The organism is Burkholderia sp. IMCC1007, assembly GCF_027257875.1.
Lineage (GTDB): Bacteria > Pseudomonadota > Gammaproteobacteria > Burkholderiales > Burkholderiaceae > Burkholderia.
Window position 1 is genome coordinate 16959 of record NZ_JAPVQY010000073.1, and the last position, 16658, is coordinate 33616.

Genomic DNA, 16658 nt, shown 5'->3' on the forward strand with positions numbered 1-16658 from the left:
CCCGCGCAAATGTACTGTTTGGAACACAGACGTCGGCGCGAGGCCGTCCGCCGTGCCCGAACGAACCACACCAAAGGACGGGTATGAGCAGGAAAAACTGGGCGGCCGCACCGATGGCCATCGTCGTCGGCACGGCCGGCATGGGCTCTGCCGACGCACAGGAAACGTCGCTGCCCGCCATCGAGGTGTCCGCGCAACGCGCGACGGCGCCGTTTCGCACGCGCGAATCGACGAGCGCGACGCGCAGCGACGCGGACGTGATGGAGATTCCGTTCGCGGTCAGCAGCGTCGATGCGAAGCTGATCCGGACCATTGTCGCGACACGCGGCGACGATCTTTACGACTGGGTCGCGGGCGTGTCGCGGCAGAACAACTTCGGCGGCCTGTGGGACAACTACGCGGTGCGCGGCTTCGCCGGCGACGGCAACACGTCCGGCACCGACTACCTCGTCAACGGCTTCTCGTGGAATCGCGGGATGAGCGTGCCGCGCGACACCGCCAACCTCGAGCGGATGGAAGTGCTCAAGGGGCCGGCGTCCGCGCTGTATGGCCGCGGCGACCCGGGCGGGATCATCAGCTACACGACGAAGCAGCCGCAGTTCGCACGCGCGAACACCGTCAGCGTATCGGCCGGCAGCTACGGCGCGTTGCGCGAGACCCTCGATTCGACCGGCCCCGTCACGAAATCGCTGGCGTACCGCTTCGTCGCGATGAACGAGAACAACGGCAGCTTCCGCGATACGGTGTCGAGCAAGCGTTACCTGTTCGCGCCGTCGTTCACGTGGGACATCGGCGCCGACACCACGCTTCACTACGAGTTCGAGAGCGCGCGTCAGCGCGCGCCGCTCGATCGCGGCGTGCTGGCGGTCAACGGGCAGCTCGGCGTGATCCCGGCGTCGCGCTTTCTCGGCGAGCCGCGCGACGGCGACTACGACGTGCGCAACACGGGCCACCAGTTCACGCTCGAGCATCGCATCGATTCGAGCTGGTCGATCAACGCCGGCGTCGCACAGCGCGACACCGACCTGTCGGGGCGCTCGTCCGAAGCCTTCGCATTGCAGCCGGACGGCCGCACGCTGTGGCGCCGCTACCGGCAAGTCGCGTTTCATTCGAACGACCTGCAAGGCCGCGTCGAGACGACCGGCACGTTTCGCACGGGCGGCATCGGCCATACGCTCGTGATGGGCGTCGATGCGTATCGCTTCAACTACGACCAGTTCGTCACGCGCTCCACGCCGAGCGCCGCCGCGCCGTATGCGATCGACATCTTCGATCCGGTCTACGGCCAGCCCGCGCCGACGCCGCGCACCGCGACCGACCTGCTCGAACGCGACAACGGACAAGGCGTCTACGCGCAGGACACGCTCGCGTTCGGGCCGCACTGGAAGATCCTGGCCGGGCTGCGCTGGGATCGCTTCCACCAGTCGATCGACAACCGCCTGAAGGGCGTGACCACCAGCCAGTTGCAGACCGCGGTGAGCCCGCGTATCGGCGTCGTGTACGAAATGAGCCCCGCGTGGTCGTTCTATGCGAACACCGCGTATTCGTTCCGGCCGAACAACGGCGCCGACATCGACGGCAACGCGTTCGATCCCGAAAAGGGCCACGGCTACGAAGCGGGCGCGAAATGGGCCGGCGCGCGCTCGCTGACGACCGTCTCGGCGTTCTACGTGACCAAGCGCAACGTGCTCACCGCCGATCCGGCGAATGCCGGCTTCTCGCGCGCCGCCGGCGAAGTACGCAGCCGCGGCGTCGAATTCGAATGGAGCGGCGACCTCGGTCACGGCTTGCGCGGCATCGCGAACTTCGCGTACGTCGACGCGGAGGTCACGCGCGATTCCGTGCTGACGCCCGGTGCGCGGCTCGTCAACGTACCGCGGCTGAGCGGCAGCGCGCTGCTGATGTACGAGACCACCCTGCCGTTCGCGGACAAGGCCGGCGCCGGCGCCGGTGTGATCTACGTCGGGCGCCGCGCGGGCAACACGGCGAACACGCAGGACGGCTTCGAGCTGCCGGCGTACGCGACCGTCCAGCTCAACGGCTACCTTCAGGTCAACAAGCACCTGCGTGCGTCGGTCGTGCTGAACAACCTGTTCAATCGCACGACGTACGTCAGTTCGTACAACAGCCTGTGGGTCACGCCGGGCGCGCCGCGCAGCCTGTTCGCATCGCTCGCGTACTCGTTTTAGAACGACTGCCGCGGCAGCGGAGCGTCGATCGCGCGCCGGATCGCGACGAGCCGGAATATGCACGTCGCGGTGCCGCTCCCCCGCCGAACGTCGACAACTTTTCTGTTCTACGACGAGCGAGCGACAGACAGCACTTCACTGCACTGCCACGCCGCGAGCTCGCACCGCGTTCACGTGGTAGCCGATTGCACCTGCGGCTGCACGTGCGACGCGCGCCGCATCAGGGCGAGCATCGCGGCGCCAACGAACGCGATACAGGCGAGACTCAGCATGCCGGCGCGCGGGTCGGAGAATGTCTGCTCGGCCCAGTTCTTCAGATTCGGCGCGACGAAGCCGCCGACATTGCCGAGTGAATTGATCAGTGCGATGCCACCGGCCGCGGCGACACCGCCCAGGTAGTTGGTCGGCAGCGTCCAGTACAGCGGCTGCGCGGAGACAAAGCCACTCGCCGCGAAACAGAACGCGATGATCACCGGAACCAGGCTCGACGAGAGCGCCGACGCCGCGATGCCGCAGCCGGCGCAAACGAGCATGAGTGCGGCCAGCCCGCGATGCGAGCCGGTACGGTCCGCGAAGCGCGTCATCCACCAGGTCACGGCCAGTGCGCACAGCCACGGGATCGCGGTCATCAGGCCCACGGTCAGATCGACCTTGCCGCCGTGAAGTTCGGCAATGCGAGTCGGCAAATAGAAGACCACGCCGTATACGCTCATCTGGATCGTGAAGTACACGACACAAAACATCGCGAGCCGCGGGCTGCGCAACAAGTCGCGCAAGCTCGCCGGGCCGTGGGCGAGCTTGGCGACATCTTCCCGCGACAACGCGTCGATCAGCGCGCGGCGCTCGTCGTCGGCGAGCCATTTGGCTTTCGCGGGGGCGTCGCTCAGGTAGAAGAATGCAACCACGCCAACAACCGACGCGAGCAACCCTTCGACCACGAACATCCATTGCCACGGTTTGAGGCCAAGCGGGGCCTGGAGTCCGAGCAGCAAGCCCGACAGCGGGCCACCGAGCACCAGTGCGAGCGGCAGGCCGAAGTAAAAGATGCCCATTGCCTGCGAGCGCACGTGCCTGGGAAACCAGTAGGTGAGATAGAGGATGACGCCCGGAAAGAAGCCGGCCTCGGCCGCGCCGAGCAGCACGCGCAGCGCGAAGAACGTGGTGGCGTCGTGCGCGAATGCCATCGACGCCGACACGAGCCCCCACGTCACCATGATGCGAGACATCCAAAGCCTCGCGCCGAAGCGGTGCAGTGCGAGGTTGCTCGGCACTTCGAATACCGCGTAGCTGATGAAGAAGATGCCGGCACCGAATGCAAATGCGGCGTTCGACAAACCCGTGTCCGCCTGCAGGGTCGCCTTGGCGAAACCGACGTTGGCGCGATCGATGAACGCGATCACATACATGAGCACGAGGAACGGCAACAAGCGCACGAGGCACTTGCGGATTGCGGCTTTGCAGGTTGGCGTGGCACCCCGACTGGAACGCATGTGAGCTGTCTCCGAATACGTGTCGCCGATCGGGTCAATGCCCGATGGCGACGATTATGGTTTTGCACGGATCAGGCGCGGCGCCTGCTTCGGAGAAATATAAGAGCGGGCAGCGATAATATCGATTGACGATTTTCTATCAAACGATAACTTTTTTTGATACATACGCCTTTGATTGCTACCCTCCTATCCTCGTTCTGACTTCCGTCGTGCGCAGGCGGCCCCTTTTCTCCGGAGCTTCTCGGCGGTTCACGTCGACACCAGCGACATGCTCGTGCCGCTGCGTGTTGCTGCTTGTTGCCGCTTGTTGCACTTGAGCGTGATCCAGCGATCGGATCGGCCAGATCCATACGGTGCTTCCACCGGCTTGCCGATGATCCCCTCAGACCGCGCTCGTATCCGGATACCGGCAAGGCATCCGGCGCCGCGCATCACGCATGCTGCTGCGGCAGCCGATGATAAGCGCGCCCGTGATACACGAGGCCCGAGCACGCCGAACCAAGATGCACCGCCTGCACCGCGCAGAAGAAAACGGTATGCGTGCCGATGTCGATACTGCGCTCCACCGTGCAGTCGAGACTCGCAGCCGCGGTTGCCAGCACCGGCGCGCCGGTGACGAGACGGAGCCACTCGCCGTACGTGAAGCGCTCGCTCATCTGCACATCGCCCTTGCCCGCGAAGATCGGTGCAAGCTCCTCATGCGCGTGGGACAGCACGTTGATACAGATGATGCCCGCCGTGCTGAAGTGGCCATACTGGCGGCTGGACCGGCCTATGCAAACGAGCACCGTCGCCGGGTCGTCGGTCACGGAACACACGGCGGACACCGTCATGCCGACATCGCCGGAAGGTGTCGTGGTGGTAATGATATTTACCGCGGCTCCGATACGGGCCATGGCCTCGCGGAAGGTCGTGCGGTCAGGTGAAAGTGCTATCACGGCGGTACCTCTCTCGGTTGACGGAACGGCGGTGCGGCTTCATGGCGGAGCGCCACAGGTACTTCCACGAAGCAGCGTGGTGAAGTGCCCGTGGCGTTGCACCGGTCATGGCCCGCGCCGCACCGTCAATGGGTTCTCGCTGCCAGTTGCGCTGCCGGCGCGTGTTATTGCGGGTGAACAGAAGCTGGGGGCCCCGAACCGACAAGCTGCTCTTTGATCAACTGTTCTTCGGCATCGTCGTAAAGGCCGGCAATGATGTGCTCGTAACGCGCCATCAGCGGCTTGCGGCGTTTCTTGCGCGTTGCGGTCATCACGCCGTTTTCCGGTGTGAGCTCCTCGGGGAATAGCCTGAACGCCTTGATCTGCTCTGCCCGCGCCAACCTCGCGTTGGCCTTTTCCACTTCTTCGCGGATCAGGTCGATCACGATCGGCGACGTGGCCAGATCAGCGTAGCGCGTGATCGAAGGGTCGCGCGTCCTGGCCCAGTCCATCGTGAGCGTGCCGTCGACTTCGATCAACGCCGTCAGATACTTGCGCCCTTCGCCAATCACCAGTGCCTCCGTGATGTACGGGCTCTGGCGCAGTTCGTTTTCGATTTGCACCGGGCTGATCGTTTTGCCGGCGGCGGTGTTGATGAGCTCCTTCTTTCGATCGATCAGCTTGTACGAACCGTCGGCACCGACGTCGACGATGTCGCCGGTATACAGCCAGCCGTCGCGCAACGCGGCATTCGTTTCGGCTTCCTTGTTCCAGTAGCCGATGAACAGTCCCGGCCCGCGCACGATCATTTCGCCGTCCGGCAACACGCGTGTTTCCCATGCGGGGTCGTCGATCGGCACGCCGGAGTTGCCGGGCCTCGACCAGTCAGTGACCTGCGCGAGATTTCCGCCGACCATCTCCGTTTGCCCGTAATTCTCTTTCAGGTTGACGCCCCACAACTGGAACAGTGTGACGACCTCGGGCGGCACCGGCGCGGACGCCGTATACGGATAGCGCAAATCGTCGAAGCCGATTCTGGCCAGCAAAGGCTTGAAAACGAACTCGCGGCAGGTGACGTAGAGCTGCTCCTTGAACGGGTCGCTCGTGCCTGCGTCCAGTCGATCGGCCAGTACTTCACGAGCGATGCCAAGTGCGAGCTGGTAGTTTCTCTGCTCGACTTCACTGCTGCCGTTCACGTGGTTGATGAGCTGCGTCGCGAACTTCTGATAGAAGCGCGGCGGCGCCATGTAGGACGTCGGCCTGACTTCCTGAATGCACGTCGCGAAATCGGCCGACACGTCGACGAAGTAAGGTACCGTCTTCGCGATCAACGGCAGCGTCGTTCCCTGAAGGCGCGCGACCGTGTGCGACAGCGGCAGATGGACCACCATGCGCTGCGGTTCGGACAGTATCGCCGGACAGAAGGTGGGCCATGTGAACGCCCCCGCCAGCATCGACAGATGCGTGAGCATCGCACCTTTGGGCGCCCCCGTGGTTCCCGACGTGTAACCGAGGCTCACCAGGTCGGTCGACTTCGCAAGCTGCGACTGCTCGAGCAGATAGGCGACTTCGTCGCCGGCAAAATCCGACGCGAACTCGGCGAGCGAAACGACATTCGTGCCGGTTTCACCGGGCTTGCGCTTCCAGCCCGGATCGAGCACCACGATTTTGACGAGCCTGCGGGACGTATCGGCCGCTTCCACGATCCGAAGCTGTTCGGCACTTCCGGCAAAAGCGAGTCTCGCCCCTGAATCCTCCAGGTAGTAGCGGACCTCTTCGACCGATGCGGTGAAATAGATGCCTACCGTCACCGCGCCCGAGCAGATCGTCGCCATATCGGCGATGACCCACTCGCACGATACGTCGCCCATGATCGCAACCCGTTCGCCGCGTGCCACACCGGCCTCCCGGAGTGCTGCGGACACCGAACAGACTGCGTTCGCATAGCCTTTCCAGGTGGTGGGTATCCACTCGCCGGCACGCTTCTGGAAGAACGCGTTTGTGTCGGCGTCGTTCTTCACCCGCTCGATCAGCAACGCCGGAATAGTGGTGGTGGCGAATTGACTGCCGGAAGTCCACGGTGCCGCGCTCATTTTCAGTGGTCTCCAAAGCGCTTGCGCCGTTCGGCGAACGAAGCCACCGCTTCGCGGCGCTCGGGCGAGTTGAAAGTCAGCGTTTCCAGTGCGATCGACGTATCGAGCAGCAGGTGGGCATTCTGCTTGACGAGCTTGTTGACGCAGTATTTCGTCCAGACGATCGCATCGCGCGGGCCGCTCGCGAGCAGTTCCGCGTAATCGATCGTCGCCTCCAGCAGCTTGTCGCTTTCGACGATCCTGTTGATCATCCCCATCGCCAGCGCTTCTTCCGCGCTGACGAAGTCGCCCGTCATCAGATAGTGCCGAGCGCGGACCGGCCCGAGGAGAAGCGGCCAGATCACCGCACCGCCGTCGCCCGCGACGACACCGGCATTGACGTGCGTATCGGCGAACCGTGCGGTCGGGCTTGCATAAATCATGTCGCAGAACAGCGCGAGCGTGGCGCCCAGACCCACGGCCACGCCATTGACCGCCGCCACGATCGGCACCTCGACCTCGAGCATGTTTCTCACGAGGTGGCGGCCGCCACGCGTCGCCGACGGGATATGGCCGTTGTCGATCGACTTCTGGTCGCCGCCCGAGCAGAAACCGCGGCCGGCGCCGGTCAACACGATCGCCTTGACCGATTTGTCGTGATCCAGATCGACGAATACCTGTTCCAGCTCGTCGTGCATGTCCCAATTGATGGCGTTCAGGATTTCGGGGCGATTCATCGTGACGATCGCGACGCCGGACGACCGTTGTTCGACATTCAGATACTGATAGCGCGAAGACGTGTTCATACGTAGGTTCATCCTTGGCTTTGCTGCGGGTTGGCGGCCTGCGGGCGCATGGCGCGAATCTTCTCGAGCAACTCGTCGGTCGGGCGGACGATATTGTTGCGATCGTTGAAATGCGGAATCACGTAGCGGCCCACCATGTCGATCGTCGACATGATCTGCTCGTGCGGTACCGAGTCGATATGCAGCAGCACCTCGTCGATGCCGAGCTTCTCGTATCGCTCCAGCTGACGGATGACGGTATCGGGGCTTCCGCACACCGTGGTGGCGGATTCATTCAGCAGGTAGTCCCAGTCTTCGGCGGCGCGTTGCATCGCGGGCACGCTTTCGGCCATGTATGCGTAGTTGTCCGCGAGTTTGGCGAGCCGCGGATACGCATCGGTCGAGATGCGCGCGTAGTTCATGATCGCGCCGGCGTAAATGTCCTTCGCTTCCTGGTCGGTCTTGCCGATACCGATGAACAGCGGCATGCCGGCGCGCGGCTTGTGCAACGGCCCGGTCTCGTCGCGCTTCCAGTTCTTCCAGTAGGTGTCGAGCAACCCCTTCTGTTTTTCCCATCCCTGATAAATCGCATGGCTCATCACCGCAAGGCCTTCCGAGCCGGCCCACGCGTGGCTGTTCGCGCTGGTCGCGGCAACGCCGAGCACGGGATACGGTTTTTGCATCGGCTTCGGCACAAGCGACCGCGGCGGCACCTGGTAGTACTTTCCTTCGAAGGCGAACACGTCTTCACGCATCGCTTTGCGCAGCAACGCCATGCCCTCTTCCATCTGCGGCAGGGTTTCCTCCGGCGATACGTTGAACGCACGCATGGCGATCGTGGTGTTGGCGCGACCGCAATACATCTCCATCCGCCCGTTGGAGAGAATGTCGGTTGCCGCCAGCCGCTCCGCGGTACGCAGTGCGTGATTGATGGCCTTGGGCATCAACGCCACGGCGGGACGAAGCTTGATTCGCGACGTGACAGCCGCGAGATAACCAAAGACCACTTCAGGCGCCGAGCTCGACACGCCGCCAAGCGCAAAGTGTTGCTCCGACAACGCAACGAAGTCGAAACCCATTTGCTCCGCGAAAAGCGCTTCGCGAACCAGTTCGCGAAGCCTGTTCGAATAGCTATGCCCGACCTGCGTCTCCTGCTCGGACCAAAAACCGATTTTCAATGGCATTTTCTTTTCCTTGATAGTCGTAGTTTGCAAATTCACGGCGCGCGCGAACCGTTGCCCAGGTTCGGCCAGTGTCTCGCCGTAAAACCATGAACATTGTCCTTGCGCTCGATTTCGAAACATCTCAGCGACAGTCGATAGGGATACTTATCGATTCGTCTGCCGCTTCGGCTTTGAATCCTCGTTGTTCCCGTGAATAAATATTGCCGCAGATCTCGCAGCATTTTTTATTCATTTCATGTCGCTGCCTCGTCGATACCGGCAGATCATGCTGCCGGCGCGCGGGCCCTTCTACGTCCACGATTCGGCCGCAAATGTCGACGCGAGAAGGCTGGCCGTGGCACGCAGGCACGTCTCGCCGATCTCGCGCGACGATCCCCGCGCGTCGCCGAGCACGCCGTTTCGCGAGATCGACGCCACGCCCTCCTTCCACATCCGGTTCAATTGCTCGGTCGTCATCGCGCCCACATGACCTGCCACGAGTTGATCGTGTCGGACGCTGTCGGGGTGAAGATGGATCATGAGCGAGGTTTCGGCGATGTCGGCGTGTCCGCCCACGGATTCCGGATCGCCGCCGGCTGCCTCGACCGCCAGTCGCCATTCGCGCAGCCACGCCTGATGATCCGTATAGGCGAGCACCTGGACGTCCGCGCCGACAGCCTCTCTCAAGCCCGGCAACATCGCATGAAGCGCATTGAAGTTGCCGACGTGAGCGGAGAAAAGGTAGATGCGCTTGAATCCGTGCGTCGCGAGGCTCACACAGTAATCGTGGCAGAGCGCGGCATACGTGTGCTCCTGCAACGAGATCGTGCCCGGGAAGGCCATGTGGTGCTTCGAGCATCCCGCTTGGATCGTCGGTGCGATGAGGGTTCGCCCCAGCAACGTGGCGATTTCCACCGCCAGCGCGTCAGCATGATCGGCATCCATGCTAAGCGGCAGATGGGGGCCGTGCTGCTCGATCGCGCCGCAGGGAATGATCACGCGATCAAACTGCGTGGCCAATGCGGCCGCCACGTCCTCATACGTCATCCGCGCGAGATGCAGTGTTTCCGGTGGTTGGAGATTGCTCACGATCAGGCCTTCTTGTTGCGGGTCAGAAATCGGGATCTCGCGTCCGCGGTCCTCGCGTTGCCGAGATATCCACGCAGGTCATCGAGCGTCATCTGCAGCAGCGCTGCATCGTTCATCCGCGAGCTCTCGCGCAGCGTTCTCTTGATCGCGGCGAAGAGTTGCCGCTCCTTGCTGCAAAGCGCGCGGCATTTCGCAAGCGCGTCTCGCAGCACTTCGTCACGCGTGGATATCGCGTCCACCGCGCCCATCGCGAGCGCATCGCCGGCAGTGATCAGTTCACCTGAAAACAGCAGCGAACGCGCGGCACGTTGACCGAGCAGCGTCGCTGCGTGGCGCATGCCTTTGGCCGCGGGCAACAAGCCGTGATTGATCTCGGGAAATCCCAGCCGGGAATCGGCGGACGCGACGACGTAATCGGCATGCAGCACCATTTCGAATCCCGCGCCCACCGCGTAGCCGTTGACCGCGCACACGAGCGGGCTCGGATACTGCTCGAGTTGCGCCAGGAACGCGTGGAACGCTTCCATGCGCGACAGCGCGAGTTCATGGTCCGCCACTTCATTGATATCGCCGCCGGCACAAAAGAACTTCTCTCCGGCCCCGGTGAGCACGATGCCGGGTGGCACGCTTTGTTGCGCGAATTCGCTGAAGATCGAAATCAATGCAGTGATGAGCGGTTCGCTCAGCGCGTTCGCCGGCGGCCGGTTTATCGTCAGCTGCACGAGGTCCGCATCGATGTGTGTGCAAATCAGTTCGTCGGTTTTCATACCTGATGCCTCGTCATTTTTGATTGGGTCAGTGTAGGTGCAGCGGGGCCAAATTTAATTTTGATTTGCGGGCGCCATCGTTGATTCGGCGGATTAAAATCGCGTCACTCAGATGGCCCACCGAATGTTGCGCCGAGGGCGGCGACTCATGAACTCACCGAGGCCGCGCACGCGCAGAAAGCGAGTGAACCGTGGAACCCGAAACGCCTGAAATCCGTATGTCCGCGTCGCCAGCCACGACAGACGACGTGAAGATCAACTATCAACCGTTCGATCCGGACTCCGTCGATTTGCCGGTCATTTCCGTCCTGCTGGAGACGAGTGGAAAAGAGGATGAACTGCCGATGCACGTTCATCGCAAGGGGCAAATGGTCGTCGCGTTGAGCGGGTCGGTCATGTGCCGATCGCCGAGCGGATGGTGGATCGTGCCGCCCAACGGCGCGGTGTGGATTCCGGGCGGCGTTCCTCACAGCAATCATGCTTCCGACTTCGCGAAGCTATACGTCATCTTCATTGCGCCGGACGAAGCCGGTCTGCCCACCGACTGCCGCAGCTTCACGATCACGCCGCTCATCCGCGAGCTGATCCGTACTCTGGCCAGATTTCCACCCGACTATCCGAAGGACGGCCCGGTGGGTCGGCTCGCCAGGGTGTTGCTGGATCAGCTTGCGCAACTCGCGCCCGACGACGTCTTTCTCCCGATCTCCGACAATCCGCGGCTCCAACAGATCGCTTCGGCGTTGCTCGACAATCCCGCCGACCGCAGCACGATCGCGGAATGGGGGCGGCGGTACGCGATGAGCGAACGTACGCTCGCGCGGTTGGTGCGCAGCGAAACCGGCATGACGTTCGGGCGCTGGCGCGAACGTCTGCACATCATCATTGCGCTTCAGCGATTGTCGGCGGGAGCGTCGGTCCATGCCGTCGCGCTCGAACTCGGCTATGAAGGGCCCAATTCGTTCATCACCATGTTCAAGAAGACCATGGGACAAAGTCCCGGCAAATTCCGAGTGGACCAGAAGGACGCTTCTTCGCGTTGAACGAAGCGCGGCGGCTGGCGCTACACCGCCGCGTCTTTCACAGTTCGCGCGCTCGCTCCCGCAAGATGAATTTCTGGATCTTGCCGGTCGATGTCTTCGGCAGTGGCGTGAAGACAATGGTCTTCGGCACCTTGAAATGTGCGAGCCGCTCGCGGCAAAAAGCGATGATGTCCGCTTCGGTCACGACCGCATCGTCCTTCAGCGTGATGAACGCGCAAGGTGTCTCGCCCCACTTGTCGTCGGGACGCGCGACGATTGCCGCCTCCAGAACAGCGGGATGGGAATACAGCATGTCCTCGATCTCGATCGACGAAATGTTTTCGCCTCCCGAGATGATGATGTCCTTCGAGCGATCCTTGAGTTCCAGGTAGCCATCGGCATGCCACACCCCGAGGTCGCCCGTATGAAACCACCCGCCGGCAAATGCGTCGATCGTGGCGTCCGGATTCTTCAGGTAGCCCTTCATCACGTTGTTGCCGCGCAGAAAGACTTCGCCGAGTGTCTGCCCATTCTGTGGCACGGGCTCCAGCGTATCCGGGTTCGCCACCATCATTGCGTCGAGAATCGGGCCGCGTACCCCCTGGCGGGCCTTGAGTCGCGCTTTCGCATCGAGATCGAGCGCATTCCACGACTCGCGCCACACGCATTGCACGACCGGCCCGTAAGATTCGGTCAGCCCATAGGCATGCGTCACCTCCCAGCCCATGCGTTCCATGCCGGCGATCACCGCAGCGGGCGGCGGCGCACCGCCGGTCATGACCTTGACGCCGTGGCGAATGCCCGCTTTCAGCTCCGGCGCGGCGTTGTTGATCATGTTCAACACCACGGACGCGCCACAGAAATGCGTGACCGCCTCGGTGCGGACGGCGTCGAGAATCCGCTCGGCCCGCGTATGGCGCAGAAAGACACTCGTGCCGGCCACCAACGCCATGGTCCACGGAAAGCACCAGCCATTGCAATGAAACATCGGCAAGGTCCACAAATAGGTCGTGTGCTCGTCCAGATGCCACGATAGCGCATTCGACACGGCGTTCAGATATGCGCCGCGATGGTGATACACCACGCCTTTTGGATTGCCCGTCGTGCCCGACGTGTAGTTCAGCGCAATGGCCTGCCATTCGTCTTCAGGCATCGCGACAGAGAATTCCGTGTGCGCGGCCTCCTGCAGCAACGCTTCGTAGTCTTTCTCGCCGAGCAGATCGCCCTCTCGAAACTGCGGATCGTCAATGTCGATCACCTGGATGGCGCGGCCGAGACGCGCCAGCGCCTTCTTCACTGTCGGCGAGAATTCGCGGTCGGTGATCAGCAGCTTCGCGTTGCCGTGGTCGAGAATGAACGCGATCGTATCGGCATCGAGCCGCGTGTTGATGGTGTTCAGTACCGCGCCGCAAAGCGGTACACCGAAGTGCGCCTCGAACAGTTCCGGCGTATTGGCCGCGATCATCGCCACCGTATCGCCGGTGCCGATGCCGCGCCCGAGCAGCGCACCGGCGAGTAGCCGGCAACGTCGATACGTTTCGGCCCAGTCGCGGCGAATCGCGCCATGCACGATGGCCGTGCGCTCCGGCCAGACGGACGCGGCGCGTTCGAGAAACGTCAGCGGCGACAACGCGACGAAGTTCGCGGGGTCGCGCTCGAGTCCGATCGTATAGGGATTGTCTGCCGTTGTTTTCATGCGGGCCGCCCCATGGCTATGGCGCTCGCGCGCTCGCCGAAGATGCCCAGGCTTTCTGCGTGTCTCATCTCTCCTCCAGTTGCTTTTATGGTCACGAGACGCTCTGAAACGAGCGGCACGAATTCATTCGGAACGACGCCACCGTGACTCGAACGAGAGCACCCGATCTCTTCATCCGCACGGGGCACGGCTGAATGCCGTCAAACTTCCTGATAGTCGTGGATACGCTCTATTTTTCTCTGCTCCACCACGTTCAAACCGTAGCCCTCCAGGCCCACGATCGTTCGTTCGTGATTGGAGAGCAGGATCATGTTCTTCACGCCGAGTTCGGTGAGGATTTGCGCGCCGATTCCGTAGTCGCGCAGTTGCGGCTCGGCAGGCTTCGGATGCATCATTGAACGCACACGTTCCGACACGGCCGTGGCACGCGACTCGCGGATCACCACGATCACGCCGCGGTTCTCGTCCGCCAGCAAACGCGCGGCGCCGCGGAGAGACGCGAGGTGGTGACCGCCCATGACGTCGTTCATGGTGTCCATCGCATGCATGCGCACGAGCACGGGATCGGCGCCCTGCAGATCGCCCATGACGAACGCAATATGCTCGACCTGATCGATCCGGTTCCGGTAGACGACGATCCGCCAATGTCTTCCATTCGGCTCGGTAAAGCTGCCGTGTTCGACGGCCTCCACGAGCCGCTCCGTTCGTCGGCGATACGCGATCAGATCGGCGATCGTGCCCAGCTTCAGCTTGTGTCGCCGTGAAAAGGCGATGAGGTCGGGCAGCCTTGCCATGGTGCCGTCGTCGTTCATGATTTCGCAGATCGCGCCGGCCGGCGCGAGCCCGGCCAGGCGGGCGATATCTACCGCGGCCTCCGTGTGCCCTGCGCGCACGAGCGTGCCGCCGTCGCGCGCCATGAGCGGAAACACATGCCCGGGGGACACGAGCTCGTCGCGCCCCGTTTCCGGATTGATCGCAAGCGAAATCGTACGGGAACGGTCGGCCGCCGAGATGCCTGTGCTCACGCCGTCACGCGCCTCGATCGACACCGTGAACGCCGTCTCGTGCCGCGAGCCGTTGATCCGGCTCATCAGATGCAGGCCCAGCGATTCGCAGCGCGCGCGTGTCATCGCGACGCAGATCAAGCCACGCGCATGCGTCGCCATGAAGTTGACGGCATCGGGCGTCGCGAATTGCGCGGGAATGACAAGGTCACCTTCGTTCTCGCGATCCTCGTCGTCGACCAGGATGAACATGCGGCCGGCGCGTGCTTCTTCGATAATGTCCGATGCCGTCGCGATGTCGGCACGCGAATCCACCGGCTGGCGGATCGGTGTTGCGTTACTCATGAAACCACCTCGAGCGATGTAATCACGACGCCTGCGCCATGCCGTGAATCTGGATGGGCCGTGTCTTGTCGATAGGCAGCGTCGTCTTGTTGGCAAGCCGTTTGAGGACGACGTTCGAGCGAACGCTGGCCACGCCGGGAAGCGACGTCAGCTTGTGCGTGATGATGTGTTCCAGTTCGACGAGATCCCTCGCCACCACCCGCAGCAGATAGTCGGTTTGTCCGGTCATCATGAAACAGTCCATGACCTCGGTGATGCCTCTCACCGTATCGGCGAAACTCTCCCGCGCCTGCATGCCCTGCCGCTCCAGACTGATCTCGACGATGGCCATCACGCCCAGACCGAGCAGCGACGCATTGAGCACCGCGACGCGCCGGCTGATTACACCGAGACGCTCGAGATTCCTGACTCTGACGAGACAGGGAGACGGCGACAGGTTGACTCGAGCCGCCAGTTCGAGGTTCGTCAAACTTGAGTCCTCCTGAAGTTCACTCAGGATGCTAAGGTCTATTCTGTCCAGCGCAACGTTCATGGCCTGGGTCTCCTCTTTACCTAAGGCTGCGGTGCCCTGAGGTTCGAACGCTCGCTGTCGAGCGGAACATCGATTTCCGCTCCAGCACGCATTCGAACAACATCACCTGATGAACGAGTTTATGCCAGCCGACTCCGCGGAAAATTCCGATAAAAAGTCGAGTTATCACCAAAAACAGCCATTCTCGCGCCCGCTCGGGAAAACCCGCAATTCGTCATACTTACGACACGTAAGCCGGGATGGCGATCAGGCCTTTCTGGGCGGCGGCAGGTCCGTACAGACACCTTCGTACAACTCGGCGGCCATGCCGACCGATTCGCCGAGCGTCGGGTGCGGATGGATCGTCTTGCCGATGTCTTCCGCGTCCGCGCCCATCTCGACGGCGAGGCACACTTCGCTGATCAGGTCGCCTGCGTTCAGGCCGACGATCCCGCCGCCGATCACGCGATGGGTTTCCTCGTCGAAGATCAGCTTCGTGAAGCCTTCGTCGCGGCCGTTCGCGATCGCGCGGCCCGATGCGGCCCACGGGAACACCGCCTTGCCGTACTTGATGCCTTCGGCCGTGCACTGGTCTTCCGTCTTGCCGGCCCACGCCACTTCCGGATCCGTGTACGCCACCGACGGGATCTGCAGTGCGTCGAAGTACGCCTTCTCGCCGTGTGCGGCTTCCGCTGCGACGTGGCCTTCATGCACGGCCTTGTGCGCGAGCATCGGCTGGCCGACGACGTCGCCGATCGCGAAGATGTGCGGCACGTTCGTGCGCATCTGCTTGTCGACGTCGATGAAGCCGCGATCGGTCACGGCCACGCCGGCCTTGTCGGCGCCGATATTCTTGCCGTTCGGGCTGCGGCCCACTGCGACCAGCACGAGGTCGTAGCGCTGCGCTTCCGCCGGGGCCTTTTCGCCCTCGAACTTCACGTAGATGCCGTCTTCCTTCGCTTCCGCGCCGACCGTCCTGGTCTTCAGCATCACGTTGCCGAAGCGCTTCGCGTTGTACTTTTCCCAGACCTTCACGAGATCGCGGTCCGCACCCATCATCAGGCCGTCCATCATTTCGACCACGTCGATCTCGGCGCCGAGCGTCGAGTACACCGTGGCCATTTCGAGGCCGATGATGCCCCCGCCGATCACCAGCATGCGCTTGGGCAGCTGGCGGAGCTCCAGCGCGCCCGTCGAATCGACGACGCGCGGGTCTTCCGGCATGAACGGCAGCTTCACCGCTTGCGAGCCGGCGGCGATGATCGCCTGCTTGAACTTGACGACCTTCTTGCCGTTTTCGCCCTGCACTTCCATGTGGAACGGATCGACGAACGCGCCCGTGCCCGTCACGACTTCGACCTTGCGTGCCTTCGCCATGCCGGCGAGGCCCGTCGTCAGTTTCTTGACGACGCCGCCCTTGAAGTCGCGCAGCTTGTCGAGGTCGACTTGCGGCTTACCGAACGTGATGCCATGCGACGCGAGCGCCGCGGCTTCCTCGACGACGAGCGACGTATGCAGCAGTGCCTTCGACGGGATGCAGCCGACGTTCAGGCAGACGCCGCCGAGCGTCGAGTAGCGTTCGACGAGCACGGTCTTCATGCCGAGGTCGGC

At 62.8% G+C, this 16658-nt stretch carries 13 protein-coding genes; 2 read left to right on the forward strand and 11 right to left on the reverse strand.

Going from position 1 to position 16658, the window contains the following annotated elements; genetic code table 11:
* The first annotated feature begins 83 nt into the window (after positions 1-83).
* Complete coding sequence (locus O1Q03_RS35795) at positions 84-2189, forward strand: TonB-dependent siderophore receptor (RefSeq protein WP_269509920.1); 2106 nt, start codon at positions 84-86, stop codon at positions 2187-2189.
* 170 nt (positions 2190-2359) lie between these two features.
* On the opposite strand, the gene O1Q03_RS35800 is transcribed toward O1Q03_RS35795, so the two are convergent.
* From O1Q03_RS35800 to O1Q03_RS35830, 7 genes are all read right to left on the reverse strand, one after another.
* A complete protein-coding gene (locus tag O1Q03_RS35800; protein ID WP_269509923.1) occupies positions 2360-3679 on the reverse strand; it encodes an MFS transporter in 1320 nt (439 codons plus the stop codon).
* 431 nt (positions 3680-4110) lie between these two features.
* The gene (locus tag O1Q03_RS35805) at positions 4111-4575 is read right to left on the reverse strand and encodes a flavin reductase family protein (RefSeq protein WP_269509926.1); all 465 of its coding nucleotides are present in this window, start codon (positions 4573-4575) and stop codon (positions 4111-4113) included.
* 206 nt (positions 4576-4781) lie between these two features.
* Positions 4782-6689 carry an AMP-dependent synthetase/ligase gene (locus tag O1Q03_RS35810; RefSeq protein ID WP_269509929.1) on the reverse strand — a complete coding sequence of 636 codons (1908 nt, stop codon included), beginning with the start codon at positions 6687-6689 and terminating at the stop codon, positions 4782-4784.
* Between the two features lie 2 nt (positions 6690-6691).
* Positions 6692-7474, reverse strand: coding sequence for an enoyl-CoA hydratase/isomerase family protein (locus O1Q03_RS35815; RefSeq protein ID WP_269509932.1), 783 nt, complete (start codon positions 7472-7474; stop codon positions 6692-6694).
* Between the two features lie 8 nt (positions 7475-7482).
* Positions 7483-8637, reverse strand: a complete 1155-nt coding sequence (locus tag O1Q03_RS35820) for an LLM class flavin-dependent oxidoreductase (protein ID WP_269509935.1) — start codon at positions 8635-8637, stop codon at positions 7483-7485.
* Between the two features lie 288 nt (positions 8638-8925).
* Entirely contained in the window at positions 8926-9705 is a 780-nt protein-coding gene (locus O1Q03_RS35825) for a creatininase family protein (RefSeq protein WP_269509938.1), read from the reverse strand.
* 2 nt (positions 9706-9707) lie between these two features.
* Entirely contained in the window at positions 9708-10472 is a 765-nt protein-coding gene (locus tag O1Q03_RS35830; RefSeq protein WP_269509941.1) for an enoyl-CoA hydratase/isomerase family protein, read from the reverse strand.
* A 218-nt stretch (positions 10473-10690) separates the two neighbouring features.
* Here O1Q03_RS35830 and O1Q03_RS35835 point away from each other — a divergent pair, with 218 nt between their 5' ends.
* Entirely contained in the window at positions 10691-11512 is an 822-nt protein-coding gene (locus O1Q03_RS35835) for an AraC family transcriptional regulator (protein ID WP_442865909.1), read from the forward strand.
* 37 nt (positions 11513-11549) lie between these two features.
* On the opposite strand, the gene O1Q03_RS35840 is transcribed toward O1Q03_RS35835, so the two are convergent.
* The 4 genes from O1Q03_RS35840 to lpdA all read right to left on the reverse strand — a co-directional run.
* Positions 11550-13187 carry an acyl-CoA synthetase gene (locus O1Q03_RS35840; protein ID WP_269509947.1) on the reverse strand — a complete coding sequence of 546 codons (1638 nt, stop codon included), beginning with the start codon at positions 13185-13187 and terminating at the stop codon, positions 11550-11552.
* Between the two features lie 200 nt (positions 13188-13387).
* Positions 13388-14536: a 3,4-dihydroxy-2-butanone-4-phosphate synthase gene (gene ribB, locus O1Q03_RS35845; RefSeq protein WP_269509953.1), complete on the reverse strand. Its 1149-nt coding sequence runs from the start codon at positions 14534-14536 to the stop codon at positions 13388-13390.
* A 22-nt stretch (positions 14537-14558) separates the two neighbouring features.
* Positions 14559-15068, reverse strand: a complete 510-nt coding sequence (locus O1Q03_RS35850; protein WP_124665013.1) for an Lrp/AsnC family transcriptional regulator — start codon at positions 15066-15068, stop codon at positions 14559-14561.
* Between the two features lie 246 nt (positions 15069-15314).
* Positions 15315-16658: dihydrolipoyl dehydrogenase (lpdA, locus tag O1Q03_RS35855; protein ID WP_269509950.1), on the reverse strand; the 1344-nt coding region annotated here is incomplete at its 5' end.

Coding starts and splice junctions, on each gene's coding strand:
- O1Q03_RS35815 (WP_269509932.1), bottom strand. CDS start 7,474: ATGAACACGTCTTCGCGCTATCAGTATCTGAATGTCGAACAACGGTCG.
- O1Q03_RS35830 (WP_269509941.1), bottom strand. CDS start 10,472: ATGAAAACCGACGAACTGATTTGCACACACATCGATGCGGACCTCGTG.
- O1Q03_RS35810 (WP_269509929.1), bottom strand. CDS start 6,689: ATGAGCGCGGCACCGTGGACTTCCGGCAGTCAATTCGCCACCACCACT.
- O1Q03_RS35795 (WP_269509920.1), top strand. CDS start 84: ATGAGCAGGAAAAACTGGGCGGCCGCACCGATGGCCATCGTCGTCGGC.
- O1Q03_RS35850 (WP_124665013.1), bottom strand. CDS start 15,068: ATGAACGTTGCGCTGGACAGAATAGACCTTAGCATCCTGAGTGAACTT.
- O1Q03_RS35835 (WP_442865909.1), top strand. CDS start 10,691: ATGTCCGCGTCGCCAGCCACGACAGACGACGTGAAGATCAACTATCAA.
- O1Q03_RS35805 (WP_269509926.1), bottom strand. CDS start 4,575: ATGGCCCGTATCGGAGCCGCGGTAAATATCATTACCACCACGACACCT.
- O1Q03_RS35840 (WP_269509947.1), bottom strand. CDS start 13,187: ATGAAAACAACGGCAGACAATCCCTATACGATCGGACTCGAGCGCGAC.
- O1Q03_RS35800 (WP_269509923.1), bottom strand. CDS start 3,679: ATGCGTTCCAGTCGGGGTGCCACGCCAACCTGCAAAGCCGCAATCCGC.
- O1Q03_RS35820 (WP_269509935.1), bottom strand. CDS start 8,637: ATGCCATTGAAAATCGGTTTTTGGTCCGAGCAGGAGACGCAGGTCGGG.
- ribB (WP_269509953.1), bottom strand. CDS start 14,536: ATGAGTAACGCAACACCGATCCGCCAGCCGGTGGATTCGCGTGCCGAC.